General features: G+C 58.8%; 12 protein-coding genes. 1 reads left to right on the top strand and 11 read right to left on the bottom strand.

The annotated features are described in order from the left end of the window. Nucleotides 1-14 precede the first annotated feature (14 nt). The 4 genes from glmM to rlmE form a co-directional block, all read right to left on the bottom strand. Nucleotides 15-1,352 carry a phosphoglucosamine mutase gene (gene glmM, locus C6Y56_RS03905; protein ID WP_169428807.1) on the bottom strand — a complete coding sequence of 446 codons (1,338 nt, stop codon included), beginning with the start codon at nt 1,350-1,352 and terminating at the stop codon, nt 15-17. Between the two features lie 16 nt (nt 1,353-1,368). Then, nucleotides 1,369-2,220: a dihydropteroate synthase gene (gene folP / locus C6Y56_RS03900; protein WP_169428806.1), complete on the bottom strand. Its 852-nt coding sequence runs from the start codon at nt 2,218-2,220 to the stop codon at nt 1,369-1,371. 8 nt (nt 2,221-2,228) lie between these two features. Further along, a complete protein-coding gene (gene ftsH / locus C6Y56_RS03895; RefSeq protein WP_169428805.1) occupies nt 2,229-4,133 on the bottom strand; it encodes an ATP-dependent zinc metalloprotease FtsH in 1,905 nt (634 codons plus the stop codon). A gap of 202 nt (nt 4,134-4,335) precedes the next feature. Further along, a complete protein-coding gene (gene rlmE, locus C6Y56_RS03890) occupies nt 4,336-4,965 on the bottom strand; it encodes a 23S rRNA (uridine(2552)-2'-O)-methyltransferase RlmE (RefSeq protein ID WP_169428804.1) in 630 nt (209 codons plus the stop codon). Between the two features lie 101 nt (nt 4,966-5,066). On the opposite strand from rlmE, the gene C6Y56_RS03885 reads away from it, so the two are divergent. Beyond that, nucleotides 5,067-5,375 carry a YhbY family RNA-binding protein gene (locus C6Y56_RS03885; RefSeq protein WP_085698388.1) on the top strand — a complete coding sequence of 103 codons (309 nt, stop codon included), beginning with the start codon at nt 5,067-5,069 and terminating at the stop codon, nt 5,373-5,375. Nucleotides 5,376-5,384: 9 nt separating this feature from the next. Here the strand turns inward: C6Y56_RS03885 and C6Y56_RS03880 are convergent, their stop codons facing one another. The 7 genes from C6Y56_RS03880 to dnaK all read right to left on the bottom strand — a co-directional run bounded on the left by C6Y56_RS03880 (nt 5,385) and on the right by dnaK (nt 15,185). Further along, nucleotides 5,385-5,789 (bottom strand): MFS transporter, encoded by a 405-nt coding sequence (locus tag C6Y56_RS03880; RefSeq protein WP_169428803.1) that lies wholly within the window; start codon nt 5,787-5,789, stop codon nt 5,385-5,387. A gap of 28 nt (nt 5,790-5,817) precedes the next feature. Then, the gene (gene greA / locus C6Y56_RS03875) at nt 5,818-6,294 is read right to left on the bottom strand and encodes a transcription elongation factor GreA (protein ID WP_085729545.1); all 477 of its coding nucleotides are present in this window, start codon (nt 6,292-6,294) and stop codon (nt 5,818-5,820) included. Continuing rightward, on the bottom strand, nt 6,291-9,512 hold the full coding sequence (carB, locus tag C6Y56_RS03870) for a carbamoyl-phosphate synthase large subunit (protein ID WP_085711853.1): 3,222 nt from the start codon (nt 9,510-9,512) through the stop codon (nt 6,291-6,293). The genes greA and carB overlap by 4 nt, the downstream gene beginning before the upstream one ends. A gap of 126 nt (nt 9,513-9,638) precedes the next feature. Further along, nucleotides 9,639-10,775, bottom strand: coding sequence for a glutamine-hydrolyzing carbamoyl-phosphate synthase small subunit (carA, locus tag C6Y56_RS03865; protein WP_169428802.1), 1,137 nt, complete (start codon nt 10,773-10,775; stop codon nt 9,639-9,641). 256 nt (nt 10,776-11,031) lie between these two features. Continuing rightward, entirely contained in the window at nt 11,032-11,838 is an 807-nt protein-coding gene (gene dapB, locus C6Y56_RS03860) for a 4-hydroxy-tetrahydrodipicolinate reductase (RefSeq protein ID WP_169428801.1), read from the bottom strand. 9 nt (nt 11,839-11,847) lie between these two features. Next, the gene (dnaJ, locus tag C6Y56_RS03855) at nt 11,848-12,972 is read right to left on the bottom strand and encodes a molecular chaperone DnaJ (RefSeq protein WP_169428800.1); all 1,125 of its coding nucleotides are present in this window, start codon (nt 12,970-12,972) and stop codon (nt 11,848-11,850) included. Between the two features lie 296 nt (nt 12,973-13,268). Beyond that, nucleotides 13,269-15,185 (bottom strand): molecular chaperone DnaK, encoded by a 1,917-nt coding sequence (gene dnaK / locus C6Y56_RS03850; RefSeq protein WP_169428799.1) that lies wholly within the window; start codon nt 15,183-15,185, stop codon nt 13,269-13,271. Nucleotides 15,186-15,256 lie beyond the last annotated feature (71 nt).

The raw sequence follows: 15,256 nt of genomic DNA, 5'->3' as shown, positions 1-15,256 counted from the left end.
ACTGGCAAGCCGTATCAGGCAGAAACTTCAGTTACCAGTTTTGCCAGTTCTTCGGCATAGCCGCGAACCTGGGTTTGATCCTCACCCTCGACCATGACGCGCACCAGAGGCTCTGTCCCGGACTTGCGCAGAAGCACACGCCCACGACCCGCCATCGCCTCGGTTACTCGCTTGCTGGCTTCCTTGACAGCCGGGTGCTCGAGCGGACTGTCGCCACCGCCAAATCGGACATTGATCAGCACTTGCGGACACTTGCGCAGGGCCTGTCGGGTTTGAGCAAGACCTTCATTGCGAGTCTTGAGTGCCATCAACACCTGCAATGCAGCGATGATCGCATCCCCCGTAGTGGTGTGATTAAAGCAGACGACATGCCCCGAGTTCTCGCCACCAACCTGCCAGTTGCGCTCCAGCAATTCGGCAATCACATAACGGTCGCCGACATTGGCACGCACGAAAGGAATACCCAGATCCGCCAGAGCCAGCTCCAGGCCAAGGTTGCTCATCAGCGTGCCGACCACGCCGCCCTGCAGCTTGCCACGCTCATGCAGATCGCGGGCGATGATGAAGATCAGTTCGTCACCGTCGACTATCGCACCGGTATGGTCGACCATCAGCACGCGGTCACCGTCACCATCGAACGCAATCCCCAAATCAGCGTGCTCGGCAAGCACCGCCGCCTGCAACGGCCCCATATGGGTCGAACCACAGTTGTCGTTGATGTTCAGCCCGTTGGGCTGCGCGGACAACACGACGACCTCAGCACCCAGTTCGCGGAACACACTTGGCGCGACCTTGTAGGTCGCACCGTGCGCACAGTCGATCACGACCTTGAGACCGGCAAAGCTGGTGTTGGTCGGTACACTGCTCTTGCAGAATTCGATATAACGGCCGGAGGCATCGTTGATTCGCGATACCTTGCCGATCTTGCTCGACTCGACAACGGTCATTGGCGTATCGAGCAGTTCCTCGATCATCAGCTCCAACTCGTCCGGCAACTTGGTGCCCCTGCCGGAGAAAAACTTGATGCCATTGTCATCGTGAGGATTGTGCGAAGCACTGATCACAATACCGGCTTCAGCCTGGAAGGTACGCGCCAGGTAAGCAATGGCAGGTGTCGGCATCGGGCCGAGCAACATTACATCGGCGCCGGCCGATGTCAGACCGGCTTCCAGCGCCGATTCGAACATGTAACCGGAAATTCGCGTGTCTTTGCCGACGAGCACCTTGCAGGCGCCCATTTTTCGGAAGGCCATGCCGGCAGCCCAGCCGAGCTTGAGCATGAAGTCCGGAGTGATCGGGTACTCACCGACGCGACCACGAATACCGTCGGTACCAAAGTATTTCTTGCTCATAAGTGCTCCATCATTCTTATTCGGCTGATTCCACGGCCGCGATCATGCGCACGACATCCACCGTTTCTGCCACATCATGGACGCGCAATATACGTGCACCTTTGACTGATGCCAGTGCGGCCAGTGCCAGACCACCATACAGACGCTCACCCACGGGGCGATTCAGGGCCTGTCCGATCATGCTTTTTCGCGAAACACCCACCAGCAGAGGTCGACCCAATGCATGGAGGGCTTCCATGTGCCTGAACAAGCTTAGATTGTGCTGAAGGGTTTTTGCGAAACCGAAGCCAGGATCAAGGATGATCCGTTCGGCGGGTATGCCGACCGAAGCGCATCGCTCCATACGCTCGGCGAGAAACTCACCCACTTCACGAGTGACATCCTGATAGTGCGGATTGTCCTGCATGTTGCCGGGCTCTCCCAGCATATGCATCAGGCAGACCGGCAACCCGGTGGCCGCCGCTGCATCCAGCGCACCATCACGCTGCAACGATCGCACATCATTGATCAGGCCGGCCCCCAGACGCGCGGTTTCCCGCATGACAGCCGGAGTGGATGTATCGACCGAAATGATCACATCGAGTTCGCGATTGATCAGCTCGACGATCGGCGCCACTCGCTCAAGCTCCTCGAGAGGAGAAACCGCACGAGCACCCGGACGGGTTGACTCACCGCCAACGTCAATCAGCGTTGCACCGGCAGACACCATTGCCTCGGCATGACGCAAGGCTGCATCAAGCTGACTGTATCGACCGCCATCGGAAAAGGAATCGGGAGTGACATTGAGAATGCCCATGACATGCGTCCGGGCCAAATCAAGAACCCGGTTGCCGCAAGGCAACCGGGTCAGGGACTGTACAGAAGTCATTTCAAACCTTAAACGTCAGCAGCCGGACCGCCAATCGGTGTTTCCGGACGCTCATCCTGAACGACCGGAGGAGGCGTACCAGTACCACCCGACCAGTCGCGCGGCTCGCGCGGCGTACGACCCGCCATGATGTCGTCGATCTGTTCGGCATCGATGGTCTCGTACTTCATCAAGGCATCAGCCATGGCGTCGAGCTTGTCACGGTTGTCCGTGAGGATCTGCTTGGCGGTGCCGTAGCACTGATCGATGATGCTGCGCACTTCCGAGTCGATCAGTTTGGCCGTTTCGCCCGAGAAGCTGGCGTTCTGACCGCCACCGCCACGACCGAGGAACACCTCGCCTTCTTCTTCCGCATACATCAACGGACCGAGTTTTTCAGACAGACCCCACTTGGTCACCATGTTCCGCGCAATCTGACTGGCACGCATGATGTCGTTGGAGGCGCCTGTAGTCACCCCGTCGAAGCCCAATGTCATTTCTTCGGCGATACGGCCGCCGTACAGCGAGCAGATCTGACTGATCAACGCACGCTTGGACAGGCTGTAGCGATCCTCTTCCGGCAGGAACATGGTCACACCCAGCGCACGTCCGCGAGGAATGATCGACACTTTGTAGACCGGATCATGCTCGGGCACGACGCGACCGACGATAGCGTGGCCGGCTTCGTGATAAGCGGTGTTCTGCTTTTCTTTCTCGGACATGACCATGGATTTGCGCTCGGCACCCATCATGATCTTGTCTTTCGCCAGTTCGAACTCTTTCATCTCGACGATGCGCTTGCCGGCACGAGCAGCGAACAGTGAAGCCTCGTTGACCAGGTTAGCCAGGTCAGCACCGGAGAAGCCCGGAGTACCACGTGCGATAACGGCCGGAGCTACGTCATCACCCATTGGCACTTTACGCATGTGGACCTTGAGGATCTGTTCGCGACCACGGATGTCCGGCAGACCGACCACCACCTGGCGGTCGAAACGACCAGGACGCAGCAGAGCCGGGTCCAGCACATCAGGACGGTTGGTTGCGGCGATGACGATGATGCCGTCATTCATTTCGAAGCCGTCCATCTCGACCAGCAACTGGTTGAGGGTCTGCTCGCGCTCGTCGTGACCGCCACCCATGCCAGCGCCACGATGGCGACCAACGGCGTCGATCTCGTCGATGAAAATAATGCAGGGTGCGTGTTTCTTGGCCTGTTCGAACATGTCACGAACGCGGCTGGCACCGACGCCGACGAACATTTCAACGAAGTCGGAACCGGAAATGGTGAAGAACGGCACTTTGGCTTCGCCGGCAATCGCCTTGGCCAGCAAGGTTTTACCAGTACCCGGGGGACCAACCATCAGTACACCGCGCGGGATGCGGCCACCGAGACGCTGGAACTTGCCCGGATCACGAAGGAACTCGACCAGCTCGCCAACCTCTTCCTTGGCTTCGTCGCAACCGGCAACGTCAGCCAGCGTGGTTTTTACCTGATCTTCGGACAGCAGGCGCGCCTTGCTCTTGCCAAAGCTCATCGGCCCACCCTTGCCGCCCGCACCGCCTTGCATCTGGCGCATGAAGAACATGAACACCGCGATGATGACCAGGATCGGGAAGCTGGCCACCAGAAGCTGGGTCCAGATGCTTTGCTGTTCAGGCTGCTTGCCTTCGACCACGACGTGGTTGTCGACCAGGTCGCCGATCAGGCCATTGTCCTGAATTGCCGGACGAATGGTCTTGAAGCTGTCGCCATCGTTGCGCTTGCCGGTAATCACGTAGCCATCGACGGCCACGCGCTCGACCTTGCCATCCTTGACCTGCTGGATGAAGTCGGAATAGTTGAGGGTCTGCGGCTCGTTAGGGCTGGAGAAGTTGTTCATCACCGTCACCAGGACTGCCGCGATGATCAACCACAGGATCAGATTCTTTGCCATATCGTTCAATTAACTACCCTCTGAAGCAAGCTCCGCTACTGGCGCGCGCTTCGCATGATATTCACCGGCCTAACTTACTACATTACCTACAGCTCTGGCAGGCGCCGTCTGTAACCCTTTGTGAAACACTTTCTACACAATATTCGCTAATGCACGCGGGGCGAAATACGAAAAACCTATCACCCCGCCAAAAAACCTCGTTTTACTCGCCACCGCCGCGGTAGCCCCAAGCCAGCATGTATTGCTCGCGGGAGCTGTCGCGGGAAGAGTCCGGCTTGATCATCTGGATCTTGTCGAACTTCTTGCGAGCGTCCTTCAGGTAAGTATCGAACCCTTCTCCCTGAAAAATCTTGATCAGAAAATTGCCGCCCGGCTTTAGTATCCGCTCTGCCAGATCAAGAGCCAGCTCGCAAAGAAACATGGCTTTGGGCATATCTACGGCAGGCGTACCACTCATATTGGGGGCCATATCGGAAATCACAAGGTCCACCTGCGAATTACCCACAGCCTCAAGGATTCGAGCGAGTACTTCGTCCTGAGTGAAATCCCCCTGAATGAAGGTCACGTCCGGAATGCTGTCCATTTCCAGGATGTCCGAGGCGATCAGGCGCCCCTGGCCACCGATCAGCCGACTGGTGACCTGCGACCAGCCACCGGGCGCCGCGCCCAGGTCGACCACGCTCATGCCTGGGCGGATCAATTTGTATTTTTCCTGGACTTCCAGAAGCTTGTAACTCGCACGCGAGCGGTAGCCATCCTTCTGCGCCTGCTTCACATAAGGATCGTTGACATGTCGTTTCAGCCAACCAAGGCTTGTCTTGGAACGCGCCATTGGGCACCTCGTTGATTAGGGTCGTGATTAATTGGGCGGATCCACGAGCCCTCGGGTAAAATGGCCGCCATTTTACAGAATCCAGACGAAAGGGTCAGATTATGCCGCTCACTCCAGAGCAGAAGAAACAGTACAAATCCATTGGCCACCACCTCAAACCAGTTTTGACTGTGGCTGACAACGGTTTGACTGAGGGTGTTTTAGCCGAACTCGAACGCGCGCTGGCGGACCACGAGCTGATCAAGATCAAGCTCAACATCCTCGATCGTGAGGCGCGCCTGGCGTCCATTGCGGAGCTGTGCAAGGTCGGCAAGGCCGATCTGGTTCAGGTCATCGGCAAAATGGCCCTGATCTACCGCAAGAACTTCAGCGTCAACAAGCAGCTGTCGAACGTTCATCGCTTCAAGTGATGAAAAGGGTCAAGGGTGTGCTTCGCGCACCCTGCCACTCCACCCCGGCACCGGCTGCATCACCAGAACCAGCCCGGAAAAGCCCAGAACAAGATAGCTGAACACTTGCCAGCGCTGCGCATCCGGCCAGCCGACACGCACTGCGACATACATCGCACTCGCATACAACGCCATCAGCAGCACCTGTCCGCGAAAATCCCGCCATAGACTGCCCAGGCCTTCGGTCCGTACCAGCACCAAAGCCTGAAAAATCACGCACGCGGCAGCAAAACCCACCACCGGCACTTCAAATGCACTGGCGACCTCGTCGATCAGCAGCGGTGCGAGACCTATCTGGCCCAACACCGGCCGCAGACCGAGGTGCACCAGCCATAAACCGCCGACCCACAACATCTGGGTCAGCTGCCAGAGCATGGCGCCCGCATGCAGCGGGCGCCCTGTTTCAGATGTGACGGACTTCGACAATCTCATACTCGATATCGCCGCCGGGCGTTTTCACGACGACCGTGTCGCCCTCTTCCTTGGCAATCAAGGCGCGGGCGATCGGCGAGCCGACCGAAATCTTGCCGAGCTTGATGTCCGCCTCGTCTTCACCAACGATCTGGTAAGTCACGCTTTCATCAGTCTCGACGTTGGCGATCTCGACGGTAGTGCCGAAAATCACTTTGCCGGTGTGCGCAATGGTCGTCACGTCGATGATCACCGCGTTCTGCATGCGACCTTCGATGTCACGGATCCGCGCCTCGACCATGCCCTGCTGTTCGCGGGCGGCATGGTATTCGGCGTTTTCCTTCAAGTCACCCAACTCGCGGGCCGTACCGATGTCCTGGCTGAGCTTCGGACGAACGACCTTGGTCAGATGAGCGTGTTCTTCTTCCAGGGCTTTCGCGCCCTGGACGGTCATTGGGTATTTATTCATGCCTTCAATCCTGCGTGTAGATCCTGCAAGCGGCGCACGGTCTTCTCGGGACCGAACTTCAGCGCTTCGCAGATGGCTTCGCCAGCAGCAATGGTGGTGGTGCAGTAGATCTTGTGCTGCAAGGCGTTACGACGAATGGAGTAAGAGTCGGCGATCGACTGACGACCTTCAGTGGTGTTGATGATCAGCGTGACTTCGTCATTCTTGATCATGTCGACCACGTGCGGACGCCCCTCGGTCACCTTGTTCACACGACGCACTTTCAGGCCAGCCGCTTCGATGAGCTTGGCAGTCCCGGCAGTGGCGACCACTTCGAAGCCCAAGTTGATCAGATCGCGGGCCACACCTGCAACCAGTGGCTTGTCGTCGTCACGCACGCTGATGAATGCGGTACCGCCGGTCGGCAGCACTTCGCTGGCGCCCATCTGGGCTTTGGCAAAGGCTTCGCCGAAGGTGTCGCCGACGCCCATCACTTCACCGGTGGACTTCATCTCTGGGCCGAGGATCGGGTCAACACCAGGGAATTTGGCGAACGGGAACACCGCCTCTTTCACGCTGTAGAAGTTCGGAATGATTTCCTTGGTGAAGCCGATTTCCTTCAGAGTCTTGCCAGCCATCACGCGGGCAGCAATCATCGCCAGGGAAACACCGATGCACTTCGACACGAACGGTACGGTACGGGAAGCACGCGGGTTGACTTCGATGACGTAGATGTCTTCGCCTTGCAGCGCCAGCTGAACGTTCATCAAACCGACCACGCCCAGTTCCAGGGCCATTTTCTTGACCTGCTCGCGCATCTCGTCCTGGATGTGCGCCGGCAGCGAGTACGGCGGCAACGAGCACGCGGAGTCACCGGAGTGAACGCCCGCTTGCTCGATGTGCTGCATGATCGCGCCGATCACTACGTCTTTGCCGTCGCAGACCGCATCCACGTCCATCTCGATGGCGCAGTTGAGGAAGTGGTCGAGCAGCACCGGGCTGTCGTTCGACACTTGCACCGCGTCACGCAGGTAGCGCTTGAGCTCTTCTTCCTTGTAGACGATTTCCATCGCCCGGCCGCCCAGTACGTAGGACGGACGCACCACCAGCGGGTAACCGATCTTCGCGGCAGCGCGAACAGCTTCGTCTTCGCTGCGCACGGTAGCGTTTGGCGGCTGACGCAGGTTCAGGCGCTCAACCATCTGCTGGAAGCGCTCACGATCTTCGGCACGGTCGATGGCGTCAGGGCTGGTGCCGATGATCGGCACGCCGGCTGCTTCCAGGGCGCGAGCCAGCTTCAGAGGCGTCTGGCCGCCGTACTGGACGATCACGCCTTTCGGCTTCTCGACGCGGCAGATCTCCAGCACGTCTTCCAGAGTCACCGGCTCGAAGTACAGACGGTCGGAAGTGTCGTAGTCAGTGGAAACGGTTTCCGGGTTGCAGTTGACCATGATGGTTTCGTAGCCGTCTTCGCGCAGGGCAAGAGCGGCGTGTACGCAGCAGTAGTCGAACTCGATGCCCTGACCGATACGGTTTGGACCACCACCCAGAATCATGATCTTGTCGCGACCGGACGGCGCCGCTTCGCACTCTTCCTCGTAAGTCGAGTACAGGTAAGCGGTGTCGGTGGCGAACTCGGCGGCGCAGGTATCGACGCGCTTGTAGACCGGGAACACTTCCAGTTTTTGACGATGAGTGCGCAGGTTCTTCTCGGTGACGCCCAGCAGCTTGGCCAGACGCTGATCGGAGAAACCTTTACGCTTGAGCTTGAACATCAGGTCGCGGTCGATAGCGGACAGACCGAGGGTCTTGACCTTTTCTTCATCCTTGATGAGATCTTCGATCTGCACCAGGAACCACGGGTCGATCATGTTCATGCCGAAGATTTCTTCGACGGTCATGCCGGCGCGGAAAGCGTCCGCCACGTACCAGATACGCTCGGCACCCGGCACGGTCAGCTCGCGCTTGAGCACGCTCATGCTTTCCGGATTGCTCAGGTCGACTTTCTCGTCCAGACCGCAAACGCCCACTTCCAGACCGCGCAGGGCTTTCTGCAGAGATTCCTGGAAGGTACGGCCGATGGCCATGACTTCACCGACCGACTTCATCTGAGTGGTCAGGCGCGCGTCAGCGTTGGCGAACTTCTCGAAAGCGAAGCGCGGCAGCTTGGTCACAACGTAGTCGATGGAAGGTTCGAAGGACGCCGGGGTCTTGCCGCCGGTGATGTCGTTCGACAGCTCGTCAAGGGTGTAGCCGACCGCCAGTTTGGCCGCGACCTTGGCAATCGGGAAACCGGTGGCTTTCGAAGCCAGGGCCGACGAACGCGATACACGCGGGTTCATTTCGATCACAACCATGCGGCCGGTGTCCGGGCAGATACCGAACTGGACGTTGGAACCGCCAGTCTCGACGCCGATCTCGCGCAGTACCGCCAGCGAGGCGTTACGCAGGATCTGATATTCCTTGTCGGTCAGGGTCTGGGCCGGAGCGACAGTGATCGAGTCGCCGGTGTGCACGCCCATCGGGTCGAAGTTTTCGATCGAGCAGACGATGATGCAGTTGTCCTTTTTGTCGCGGACAACTTCCATTTCATATTCTTTCCAGCCGATCAGGGATTCGTCGATCAGCAGTTCCTTGGTTGGCGACAGGTCCAGACCACGGGCGCAGATTTCTTCGAATTCTTCACGGTTGTAAGCGATACCGCCACCGGTGCCGCCCATGGTGAAGGACGGACGGATGATGCACGGGAAGCCCAGGCGCTCGAGCACCGCGTTGGCTTCTTCCATGCTGTGGGCGATACCGGAACGCGGGCATTCCAGGCCGATGGCTTTCATCGCCTTGTCGAAACGCGAACGGTCTTCAGCCTTGTCGATGGTGTCGGCGTTGGCGCCGATCATCTCTACGCCGAATTTCTCCAGAACGCCTTCGCGCTCCAGGTCCAGGGCGCAGTTCAGAGCGGTCTGGCCGCCCATGGTTGGCAGCACCGCATCCGGACGCTCTTTTTCGATGATCTTGGCAACGGTCTGCCACTTGATCGGCTCGATGTAGGTGGCGTCGGCCATGTCCGGGTCGGTCATGATGGTGGCCGGGTTGGAGTTCACCAGGATGACGCGGTAACCCTCTTCGCGCAGGGCTTTACAGGCCTGGGCGCCGGAGTAGTCGAATTCGCAGGCCTGGCCGATAACGATCGGGCCAGCGCCGAGAATCAGGATGCTTTTAATGTCTGTACGTTTTGGCATGGGTTTGTCACTCAAATCCGCAGGTCAGTCGGCAAGCCGTCTTGATCGATTTCTGAAGTCCCGAGGGGGCCGCCGGTTCCGGGGCCGCCCTCGAGGGGCTTCTCGCTACAGTCTCAAGGCGAGCGCTTAGCGTCGCTTGGCCATCTCGTTGATGAAGCGGTCAAACAGAGGGGCCACATCGTTCGGGCCCGGGCTCGCTTCAGGGTGACCCTGGAAGCTGAACGCGCTCTTGTCGGTGCGCTCGATACCTTGCAGGGTGCCGTCGAACAGCGATTTGTGAATCGCGCGGACGTTGGCTGGCAGGGTCGCTTCGTCAACCGCAAAACCGTGGTTCTGGCTGGTGATCATCACAACACCCGTGTCCAGATCCTGAACCGGGTGGTTGGCACCGTGGTGGCCGTGGCCCATTTTCAGGGTCTTGGCGCCGGAGGCCAGAGCCAACAGCTGGTGACCGAGGCAGATGCCGAAGACCGGAATTTCGGTTTCCAGCACTTCCTTGATGGCCTTGATTGCGTAGTCGCAAGGCTCCGGATCACCAGGGCCGTTGGACAGGAACACGCCGTCCGGCTTCAGGGCCAGTACGTCGGCAGCCGGAGTTTGTGCAGGAACGACAGTAACGCGGCAGCCGCGCTCGACCAGCATGCGCAGGATGTTGACCTTGACGCCGTAATCGTAGGCAACCACGTGGTATGGCAGCTCGGAGGCTTCGATGGTCGCGTGGCTGTCGGTTTTCAGATCCCAGACAGTGGAGCGCCATTCGTATTGGGTCTTGGTGCTGACGACTTTCGCCAGGTCCATGCCCTTCAGGCCCGGGAAGCCTTGCGCCGCGGCGATGGCCGCTTCTTCGGTAATGTTGTCGCCGGCCATGATGCAGCCGTTCTGCGCGCCTTTTTCACGCAGGATGCGGGTCAGGCGGCGGGTGTCGATACCGGCAATTGCCACGACGTTGTTGGCTTTCAGGTAATCAGACAGGGACATCGTGTTACGCCAGTTGCTCGCTACCAGCGGCAGGTCACGGATAACCAGGCCAGCGGACCAGACGCGGTCAGACTCGGCGTCTTCCGGCGTGGTGCCAGTGTTGCCGATGTGCGGGTAAGTCAGGGTAACGATCTGTTGGGCGTAGGAAGGATCGGTAAGGATTTCCTGATAGCCGGTCATTGCGGTGTTGAACACCACCTCACCAACGGTCTGACCGTCGGCTCCAATGGCTTCGCCGCGAAAAATGCTGCCATCAGCAAGGGCGAGTATGGCTGGCTTAGTCAAGAAGACCTCCCGTAAATAACGCATGAAAGGGCAATCGCAGGTTGTAAAAAAGCGGAGTGACGTATGGACACGTCACCCCGCTTCTTCACTGAATTATTCTGCGCGCTTTTAGTGGACACACTAAAGCTGTAGCTTACAGAAAAAGGGATTTTTGGTCTACCGCCAATGAGGCCGAAAGGCCGGAGAATGCGACAGGGCGTCGCTCGGCGGAGTAAAACCGGCACAAACAGGGCGTTTGCGCCGGCTTCGGAACCTCTCAATGCAGGTCGAGCACGTCCTGCATGTCGTACAAACCAGGCTCGCGACCGTCCAGCCACAACGCCGCACGCACCGCACCTTTGGCGAACGTCATGCGACTCGAAGCCTTGTGCGTGATCTCCAGTCGCTCGCCTTCGCAGGCAAACAGCACCGTGTGATCGCCCACCACATCACCACCGCGAACAGTGGCGAAACCGATGGTTTCACGCTCACGCACACCGGTGTGGCCTTCACGACCATAGACCGCGACTTTCTGCAGATCACGATCCAGTGCATTGGCAATCACTTCACCCATGCGCAGGGCCGTACCCGACGGTGCATCGATCTTGTGCCGGTGATGGGCTTCGATGATTTCGATGTCCGCATCTTCCGCCAACACCCGCGCCGCCATGTCGAGCAGCTTCAGCGACAGGTTGACGCCGACACTGAAATTGGCGGCGAACACGATCGGAATATCCTTGCCCGCCTCGGCCAGCAACTGCTTCTGCGCAGCGTCCAGCCCGGTCGTGCCGATCACCATCGCCTTGCCGGCCTTGCGACAGAAAGCCAGGTTTTTCAGCATGACTTCCGGCAGGGTGAAGTCGATCAATACATCGAACTCTTGCGCCACAGACTCCAGATTCCCGGACAGCGGCACGCCGATTCGACCCAGCGAAGCCAGCTCACCGGCATCCACCCCGATCAGCGTACTGCCAGGGCGAACGATGGCAGCCGTCAAACCGGTCAGCGGCGCGCGCTGCTGCACCGCCTCGACCAGAATCTTGCCCATGCGCCCGGCAGCGCCCATCACAGCTATACGTCGCATGCCGACTCCTTACAGATCGCCGAAGAAGCGTTTTACACCGTCAAACCAACCGGTGGTTTTCGGCGAGTGACTGTTGTCGTCGGCCAGGGAGCTGCGGAACTCTTCGAGCAACTCACGTTGACGACGGTTCAGATTGACCGGCGTTTCGACGGCCACACGGCACATCAGATCGCCCGCACCACCGCCACGCACTGGCGCCACGCCCTTGCCGCGTACGCGGAACTGCTTGCCGGTCTGAGTCCCTTCCGGAATCTTCAGTTTGACGCGACCGTCAAGGGTCGGAATTTCCAGCTCGCCACCCAGGGCTGCGTCGACGAAGCTGATCGGCACTTCGCAGAACAGGTGCTTGCCGTCACGCTGGAAGATGTCGTGCTCGCGAACGTTGATCACCACGTACAGGTCGCCGGTCGGACCACCCTGAGTGCCCGCCTCGCCTTCGCCGGACAGGCGAATGCGGTCACCGGTATCGACACCGGCCGGCACTTTGACGGAAAGGGTTTTGTACTCTTCGACGCGACCGTCGCCGTGGCAGGAGTCGCACGGATCGGAAATGATCTTGCCCTGGCCATGGCAGCGCGGGCAGGTTTGCTGTACAGAGAAGAAGCCCTGCTGCATGCGCACCTGGCCGATGCCGCCGCAAGTCGGGCACGTCGACGGGGACGAACCTTTCTTGGCACCCGAACCGTCGCATGGTTTGCAATTGACCAGTGTCGGAACGCGGATATTCACGGTCGTACCGCGTACCGCTTCCTCCAGGTTCAGCTCCAGGGTGTAGCGCAGATCGCTACCGCGCTGAGCGCCGCCACGGGAACCACCGCGACCGCCACCAAAGAAGTCACTGAAGACATCACCGAAAATATCGGAGAAGTTCTGACCGCCGAAACCGGCACCGCCGCCACCCATACTTGGGTCCACGCCGGCATGGCCGTACTGATCGTAGGCCGCGCGCTTGCTGGAATCGGACAATACTTCGTAGGCCTCGTTGGCCTCTTTGAACATTTCTTCCGATGCTTTGTCATCGGGATTACGGTCCGGGTGATGCTTCATCGCCAGACGGCGATAGGCCTTCTTCAGGTCTGCGTCGCTTGCGCCACGCTCAACACCCAACACTTCGTAATAGTCACGCTTTGCCATAAGTCTTTGCACTCTTAAGGACGTTCGGCAAACCCCTCCTGAGCTTCGCCAAACTCGTTGAGCCCCAATGCAGGCCCGGACCCAACTCACGTCAATTCAACGATCCTGGTCTTTGGTTCATGCGGTATTTGCGGCGCGAAAAGCAGGAGCATTCCCGGCCATACCGCTAACACACGAAGCTTGTCGCATGCTGTAAAAATTCGCGTATTCCAGATACGCCAACGCGGGAGCAAGCTCCCGCGCGGCGACATCCTACCAGTCACCGCCGCAAGGCAGTCAACCGGGCGACCAACAACTTACTTGTGGTCTTTGACTTCTTCGAACTCGGCATCGACAACATCGTCAGCCTTTTCAGCTTTCTCGTCGTGCGGTGCCGCGCCTTCAGCAGGCTGAGCCTGTTCGGCGTACATCTTCTGGGCAACCGGCGCAGAGACTTTCGACAGTTCTTCAACCTTGGCGTCGATGGCAGCCTTGTCGTCGCCTTTGACGGCGGCTTCCAGGGCAACCACGGCCGCTTCGATTGCAGTCTTCTCTTCTGCAGTCACTTTGTCGCCAGCGTCAGCGATCATCTTGCGAGTCGAGTGAACCAGTGCATCACCCTGGTTACGGGCAGCGGCCAGCTCTTCGAACTTGCGGTCTTCCTCGGCGTTCAGCTCGGCGTCGCGCACCATCTTCTGGATTTCTTCATCCGACAGACCAGAGTTGGCCTTGATGGTGATCTTCTGCTCTTTGCCAGTAGCCTTGTCCTTCGCACCTACGTGCAGGATGCCGTTGGCGTCGATGTCGAAGGTCACTTCGATCTGCGGCACACCACGTGGAGCAGGTGGAATGTCGGCCAGGTCGAACTTGCCCAGGGACTTGTTCTGTGCGGCTTGCTTGCGCTCGCCTTGCAGGACGTGAATGGTCACGGCGCCCTGGTTGTCGTCGGCCGTCGAGAACACTTGCGATTTCTTGGTAGGAATCGTGGTGTTTTTCTCGATCAGCGCGGTCATCACGCCACCCATGGTTTCGATACCCAGGGTCAGCGGGCTGACGTCGAGCAGCAGAACGTCTTTCACGTCACCGGCCAGAACGGCGCCCTGGATCGCAGCACCCATGGCAACAGCTTCGTCCGGGTTCACGTCTTTACGGGCTTCTTTACCGAAGAAGTCGGAAACAGCCTTCTGCACCATTGGCATGCGGGTCTGACCGCCGACCAGGATCACGTCGTCAATCTTGCTGGCGTCGATGCCGGCGTCTTTCAGAGCAATGCGGCATGGCTCGATGGTACGAGTCACCAGATCTTCGACCAGCGATTCGAGCTTGGCACGGGAGATCTTCACATTCAGATGCTTCGGACCGGTCGCGTCTGCAGTAATGTACGGCAGGTTGACGTCGGTCGACTGAGAGGAAGACAGCTCGATCTTGGCTTTCTCAGCGGCTTCTTTCAGACGCTGCAGGGCCAGTGGATCGTTCTTCAGGTCCATGCCGGACTCTTTCTTGAACTCGTCGACGAGGTAGTCGATCAGGCGCATGTCGAAGTCTTCGCCACCCAGGAAGGTGTCACCGTTGGTGGCCAGTACTTCGAACTGGTGCTCGCCGTCGACTTCAGCGATTTCGATCACGGAAACGTCGAAGGTACCACCACCCAGGTCGTAAACGATCACGGTGTGATCGCCCTTGGCCTTGTCCATACCGTAAGCCAGAGCGGCCGCGGTTGGTTCGTTGATGATACGTTTTACGTCCAGACCGGCGATGCGGCCAGCATCTTTAGTTGCCTGACGCTGACTGTCGTTGAAGTAGGCCGGAACGGTGATCACCGCTTCGGTCACAGCTTCACCGAGGTAGTCTTCGGCGGTCTTCTTCATCTTTTTCAGAACTTCGGCGCTGATTTGCGGCGGAGCCATCTGCTTGCCGGAGGCCTCGACCCAGGCGTCACCATTGTTGGCCTTGACGATCTTGTAAGGCACCAGCTTGATGTCTTTCTGTACAACGTCTTCTTCGAAGCGGCGACCGATCAGACGCTTCACTGCGAAAAGGGTGTTGTGCGGGTTGGTCACAGCCTGACGCTTGGCCGACTGACCGACCAGGATTTCGCCATCGTTGGCGTAAGCGATGATCGACGGCGTGGTGCGCGCGCCTTCAGCGTTTTCAATAACCTTGGCTTTACCGTTTTCCAGCACGGAGACGCAGGAGTTGGTAGTCCCCAGGTCGATACCGATAATTTTGCCCATGTTCACTCTCCCGAAACTTTGGATTTTTTTGCCGCAGCAGTGGTGGCTGACTGCGGTAATTCTTAAACGCT

Origin of the sequence: Pseudomonas fluorescens (assembly GCF_012974785.1) — a bacterium.
Taxonomy (GTDB): Bacteria; Pseudomonadota; Gammaproteobacteria; order Pseudomonadales; family Pseudomonadaceae; genus Aquipseudomonas; species Aquipseudomonas fluorescens_BT.
This window is presented reverse-complemented; position numbering and strand designations above follow the sequence as displayed.

What these genes read in the sequence shown, in the direction of transcription:
- glmM (WP_169428807.1), bottom strand. Translation starts at nt 1,352, where the DNA reads ATGAGCAAGAAATACTTTGGTACCGACGGTATTCGTGGTCGCGTCGGT.
- folP (WP_169428806.1), bottom strand. Translation starts at nt 2,220, where the DNA reads ATGACTTCTGTACAGTCCCTGACCCGGTTGCCTTGCGGCAACCGGGTT.
- ftsH (WP_169428805.1), bottom strand. Translation starts at nt 4,133, where the DNA reads ATGGCAAAGAATCTGATCCTGTGGTTGATCATCGCGGCAGTCCTGGTG.
- rlmE (WP_169428804.1), bottom strand. Translation starts at nt 4,965, where the DNA reads ATGGCGCGTTCCAAGACAAGCCTTGGTTGGCTGAAACGACATGTCAAC.
- C6Y56_RS03885 (WP_085698388.1), top strand. Translation starts at nt 5,067, where the DNA reads ATGCCGCTCACTCCAGAGCAGAAGAAACAGTACAAATCCATTGGCCAC.
- C6Y56_RS03880 (WP_169428803.1), bottom strand. Translation starts at nt 5,789, where the DNA reads ATGCTCTGGCAGCTGACCCAGATGTTGTGGGTCGGCGGTTTATGGCTG.
- greA (WP_085729545.1), bottom strand. Translation starts at nt 6,294, where the DNA reads ATGAATAAATACCCAATGACCGTCCAGGGCGCGAAAGCCCTGGAAGAA.
- carB (WP_085711853.1), bottom strand. Translation starts at nt 9,512, where the DNA reads ATGCCAAAACGTACAGACATTAAAAGCATCCTGATTCTCGGCGCTGGC.
- dapB (WP_169428801.1), bottom strand. Translation starts at nt 11,838, where the DNA reads ATGCGACGTATAGCTGTGATGGGCGCTGCCGGGCGCATGGGCAAGATT.
- dnaJ (WP_169428800.1), bottom strand. Translation starts at nt 12,972, where the DNA reads ATGGCAAAGCGTGACTATTACGAAGTGTTGGGTGTTGAGCGTGGCGCA.
- dnaK (WP_169428799.1), bottom strand. Translation starts at nt 15,185, where the DNA reads ATGGGCAAAATTATCGGTATCGACCTGGGGACTACCAACTCCTGCGTC.